The organism is Amycolatopsis sp. NPDC003731 (assembly GCF_053586895.1).
Genome location: NZ_JBSFNC010000284.1, coordinates 1 through 3,601, shown reverse-complemented (window position 1 = coordinate 3,601; position 3,601 = coordinate 1). Strand labels below are relative to the sequence as shown.

The following is a 3,601-nucleotide window of genomic DNA, read 5'->3' as shown; positions in this document are numbered from 1 at the left end:
GTCGTGAAGCCCGGGGACATCGTGAAGGTGAAGGTCCTGGACGTCGACGTGCGGACCCCGCCGCCCTTCTCGATCAGGGAGATACCGGCGTATTCGGCGCGTCGACGTGGTCGACGGCGGCCTTGACGATCGCGGCGAGGGTGGAGTCGACGTCCGGCTCGGCCTGCAGCGTCCGCGCTATGTCGCTGAGCGCGCCGCTCAGATCCGGGGTCGCGTAGCCCTTGTCAGTCATGCCCATCCCTCCCGCACTGACCTGCACACAAGCGTATCGGGACCGGCGGATCGCCGCGCGGATCGGCGAACCGGTCGACCGGTCCGGCCCCACCGGCAGCGAGGCGGTGTTCCGCCGTCTCCGCAGCTGACAGTGACGGTGGAAGAGATCGAGGGCGTACCGGATGTCCATGTGCACGCGGGCGGGCAGGGGGTGTGGCAGTCGCGGATGATCGAGTCGCCCGCGGACGCGATGTCGCGGCACGAGCGTCCCGGTGCCGCATTCGGTGTCGCGGGCCGCCGAAGACACGCTTGCGCTCGTCGAGGACGAACTGTGGCTCGTGGAATCACCCGAATTGCCGCCGGTGGACCCGCGTGGCGGAGGCGATTCGATGACCGCCGGGCCGGCGGTCGGCCTGGCCCAGGGCCTGTCACCGCGCCAGGCGCTGGAGCTCGGCGCGACGGCGGGCGCAGCGAACGTGACGCGGCACGGCCTCGGGTCGAGCAGCGGCGAAGCGGTGCGCGAGCTGGCCGCCCGCGTACGCCTGAAGAATTGGGAAGACGCGGCATGAGGGCGCTGATCACGAACGACGACGGCATCGGCTCGCCGGGACTGGTGGCGCTCGCGCGCGGCGCGGTGGCGCACGGCTGGACGGTCGTGGTCGCCGCACCGGCGATGGAGGCCAGCGGCACCAGCGCGGGCCTGTCCGCCGCCGGGGACGACGGCCGGATCGCCGTCGAGCGGCGGGAGCTGCCGGACCTGCCGGGCGTGCCCGCCCACGCGGTCGCCGCGCACCCCGGGCTCATCGTGCTGGCGGCGGCGCAGGGCGCCTTCGGCGCCCCGCCGGACATCGTGCTGTCCGGCGTCAACCACGGCGCGAACGTCGGTCGCGCAGTGCTGCATTCGGGGACCGTCGGGGCCGCGCTGACCGCATCCATCAACGGCGCCCGCGCGCTGGCGGTGTCGCTCGACGTCGGGCTGGAGCCACGAACGCGGCCGCACCGGGACGGTGCTCAACCTGAACGTCCCCGACCGAGCCGAAGTGGGGACGCCACAGCGGGCTGAGCTGGCCGAGTTCGGAACGGTGCGCAGCCGCGTCGAGGACAGCGGCGACGGCGCGATCCGCCTCGCCGCCGTGGTCGTCGAGGGTGAACTGCCCCCGGACAGCGACGCCCGGCTGCTCGCCGACGGGCATCCGACGGTGACGGCGCTCCGCTCGGTGACCGCAGACCCCGACCTGCGCCTCTGACCTCGGCCGCAGCGGGCCGCAGGCGGACATGGCCGTGCGGTACCCGGCGCCTGCCCGTTGCCAGGGCGTGTTGCGCGCAGCCCGTTCAGATCAGCAGATCGAACATCCGGAAGACCTGATCCCATTCGGCGGAGCCGGGGTTCTTCACGCGTGGGTCGATGATCTTGAACGCCTGGGCGAGAGCCACGCTGAGACCGCCGGCGATGGCCGGGAGCCGTGCCTCGGCGTCTTCGGAGATCGCGATCCCGAGCGGGGGACGCGCCAAGAGCTGCTCGAGCAGCGGCGCCACTTCCAGGTCCTCGTCCATCTTGGAGAACTCGTGCATGCGCTCCTGCAGTCCCTTGGTGATCGGCAGGTCCCCCGGCTCGATGACATCCCGCCGGCCGGCCTTGGCCGTGGCCTTGGCGACTACGAAGAGATCGTGGATCTTGCGGTCCAGGAACTCGTCGTACCGTTTCAGATCGCTCTTGTCGACGTCCAGGCTCGCGGCCGTCCGGAAGAACCGTTCGAACCTCGCCGCACCCATGACCGGCATCAGGCCTCCTGTGAGAGATGTTCGTGCACGCACCGGACGGCTCCGGCGCCTTCCCCGGCCGCCAAGGCCGAGGTCACCGGTGGTTGACGTGAGCCACAGCTCGGTCGACCGCGTGGATGTCGCCGGCAGCGTCACCCGGTACTCGTCGCTGCTGATCGTGTCGCGCAGCGTGGCGAAGACCGCTGCCACGCCGATGTGCGCGGTGCCCCGGTCCACGCCGGCCCGCTCGGCCACCTCGTCGGCGAACTGATGGTGGTCCATGAGCCCAGCATGGCCCGCCGCGGACGGGCGGCGTCTCGGACTCCGGGGACTGATTTCGCCGGGCCGATTCACCCTGTCAGGCCGATCGGTGTCACGTTCAAGCCCACGTTGCGACTGGCAGAGCCGTTCGCCGTGCTGGTTTCGACCTACCAGGTCGATACGGCGCCGGTGCGATCCGATGCATTGTCGTCCACAGCGGATGCCGTCGCGACCCCGGGAGACCCATGACCGACGAGGACGGCCAGGCCGAGCTGGCCGACCAGGTGGCCCTCATCGTCATGTTCCACGCTGAGCTGCCCACCGCGCTCGCCGCGCAGATGACCCGGATCGTGCAGCACCTCGGCGGCGAGGCCGGGCTGGTGCGGTGGCTGGACCGCTTCCCCGGCCGGCCGAAGGTCGTGGCCAGGTTGTTCGCGCTGATCGACCTGCTGGAGACGTTCAGCGCCGAGCCGTCGGTGGTGACCGCGCTGTCCGAACTGCGCGCCGGGACCCGGTACCCGCCGGGGCTGTCCGGCTACCTGTCCCCGGACACCGACGACGAGACGCTCGCCGGGCTGGCCTGGCACATCGAACGGCTGGCCGCGGACAACCGGATGGCCGACGCGGTACGGCTGGCGCAGAACTCGGCGGCGCTGGTGGAGCGGCTCTCCGCCCGGGCCAAGGAGCTGAACCCCGACCTGCCCGACCTGGCCGACCTGGCCGCCGAAGCGGGCAAGGCAGTCGACGACGCTGCCCTTGACGCGGCGGGCCCGGCAAAGTGAAGGGTTCTCCATCCTGGCATCGACCGCGGTAGGGGCGCCCACCATGCGGTGGACGGCACCGGCGCGCTGGTACCGGACCTGCACCGGGCGCCCGCGGATATGGCCACCGTGGTGCCCGCGCCGGAACAGTGGCTGGTGAGCGGGCAAGCCGCGGGTGCCCTGGCGAAACTGGCACGACGCCGAGCCGACGAACGGCATCTGTACCTGACCGTGGACCACACGGCGAGCGCGAGGACCGGTGCCATGCTGCGGTGGGCGTCGTAGAGGCTGTTGACGAGGTGCAGGTTGCCGGGCCCACAGCTGCCAGCGCAGGCGGCGAGCCGCCCGGTGGCTACCCGGTGGCCCGCGCCCTACACCAGCGCTCAGCGCGGGGAGCGGCCGAGGAGCCGGCGGTCCCGTCGGGGCAGGACCGTCTGCGCCAGGTGCCGCACGACCGGCGGATCACCGGTCACGGTCAGGGCCCGCACGCGCTGGTCGAGCTGGCGGTCCAGCTCCGTCGAACGCTCGTAGTGCTGGCGCAGGTGCTCGTCCCAGCTCGCCACGACGAACTGCTCCACGAACAGCTCCGGCTCGTCCAGGTCGCG

At 71.9% G+C, this 3,601-nt stretch carries 8 protein-coding genes and 1 pseudogene; 5 read left to right on the top strand and 4 right to left on the bottom strand.

All coding sequences use genetic code 11. From position 1 onward, the window contains the following. Window positions 1-73: 73 nt before the first annotated feature. Window positions 74-232, bottom strand: a complete 159-nt coding sequence (locus ACWDN5_RS46420) for a hypothetical protein (protein ID WP_449680757.1) — start codon at window positions 230-232, stop codon at window positions 74-76. 253 nt (window positions 233-485) lie between these two features. Between ACWDN5_RS46420 and ACWDN5_RS46415 the strand changes: the two genes are divergently transcribed. The 3 genes from ACWDN5_RS46415 to ACWDN5_RS46405 are packed head-to-tail and all read left to right on the top strand — an operon-like array spanning window position 486 to window position 1,460. Next, window positions 486-782, top strand: coding sequence for a PfkB family carbohydrate kinase (locus ACWDN5_RS46415; protein WP_449680756.1), 297 nt, complete (start codon window positions 486-488; stop codon window positions 780-782). After that, entirely contained in the window at window positions 779-1,276 is a 498-nt protein-coding gene (gene surE, locus ACWDN5_RS46410) for a 5'/3'-nucleotidase SurE (RefSeq protein WP_449680755.1), read from the top strand. Before ACWDN5_RS46415 ends, surE begins: the two co-directional genes overlap by 4 nt. Next, window positions 1,254-1,460, top strand: a complete 207-nt coding sequence (locus tag ACWDN5_RS46405) for a hypothetical protein (RefSeq protein ID WP_449680754.1) — start codon at window positions 1,254-1,256, stop codon at window positions 1,458-1,460. The genes surE and ACWDN5_RS46405 overlap by 23 nt, the downstream gene beginning before the upstream one ends. Before the next feature lie 85 nt (window positions 1,461-1,545). Here ACWDN5_RS46405 and ACWDN5_RS46400 read toward each other — a convergent pair whose 3' ends face one another. Beyond that, complete coding sequence (locus ACWDN5_RS46400; RefSeq protein ID WP_449680753.1) at window positions 1,546-2,256, bottom strand: DUF1931 family protein; 711 nt, start codon at window positions 2,254-2,256, stop codon at window positions 1,546-1,548. 224 nt (window positions 2,257-2,480) lie between these two features. Here ACWDN5_RS46400 and ACWDN5_RS46395 point away from each other — a divergent pair, with 224 nt between their 5' ends. Continuing rightward, complete coding sequence (locus tag ACWDN5_RS46395; RefSeq protein ID WP_449680752.1) at window positions 2,481-3,017, top strand: hypothetical protein; 537 nt, start codon at window positions 2,481-2,483, stop codon at window positions 3,015-3,017. Window positions 3,018-3,065: 48 nt separating this feature from the next. Continuing rightward, window positions 3,066-3,281, top strand: coding sequence for a hypothetical protein (locus ACWDN5_RS46390; protein ID WP_449680751.1), 216 nt, complete (start codon window positions 3,066-3,068; stop codon window positions 3,279-3,281). On the opposite strand, the pseudogene ACWDN5_RS46385 reads toward ACWDN5_RS46390, so the two are convergent. Then, window positions 3,239-3,346, bottom strand: a pseudogene (locus tag ACWDN5_RS46385) (thiamine pyrophosphate-binding protein); the annotation flags it as partial. The gene ACWDN5_RS46390 and the pseudogene ACWDN5_RS46385 sit on opposite strands and share 43 nt — an antisense overlap. A 33-nt stretch (window positions 3,347-3,379) precedes the next feature. Continuing rightward, window positions 3,380-3,601, bottom strand: a 222-nt coding sequence (locus tag ACWDN5_RS46380) for an MFS transporter (RefSeq protein ID WP_449680750.1), incomplete at its 5' end; no start/stop codon positions are given.

Excerpts from the sequence above, each read along its gene's own strand:
- ACWDN5_RS46400 (WP_449680753.1), bottom strand. The coding sequence starts at position 2,256 with ATGGACCACCATCAGTTCGCCGACGAGGTGGCCGAGCGGGCCGGCGTG.
- surE (WP_449680755.1), top strand. The coding sequence starts at position 779 with ATGAGGGCGCTGATCACGAACGACGACGGCATCGGCTCGCCGGGACTG.
- ACWDN5_RS46420 (WP_449680757.1), bottom strand. The coding sequence starts at position 232 with ATGACTGACAAGGGCTACGCGACCCCGGATCTGAGCGGCGCGCTCAGC.
- ACWDN5_RS46395 (WP_449680752.1), top strand. The coding sequence starts at position 2,481 with ATGACCGACGAGGACGGCCAGGCCGAGCTGGCCGACCAGGTGGCCCTC.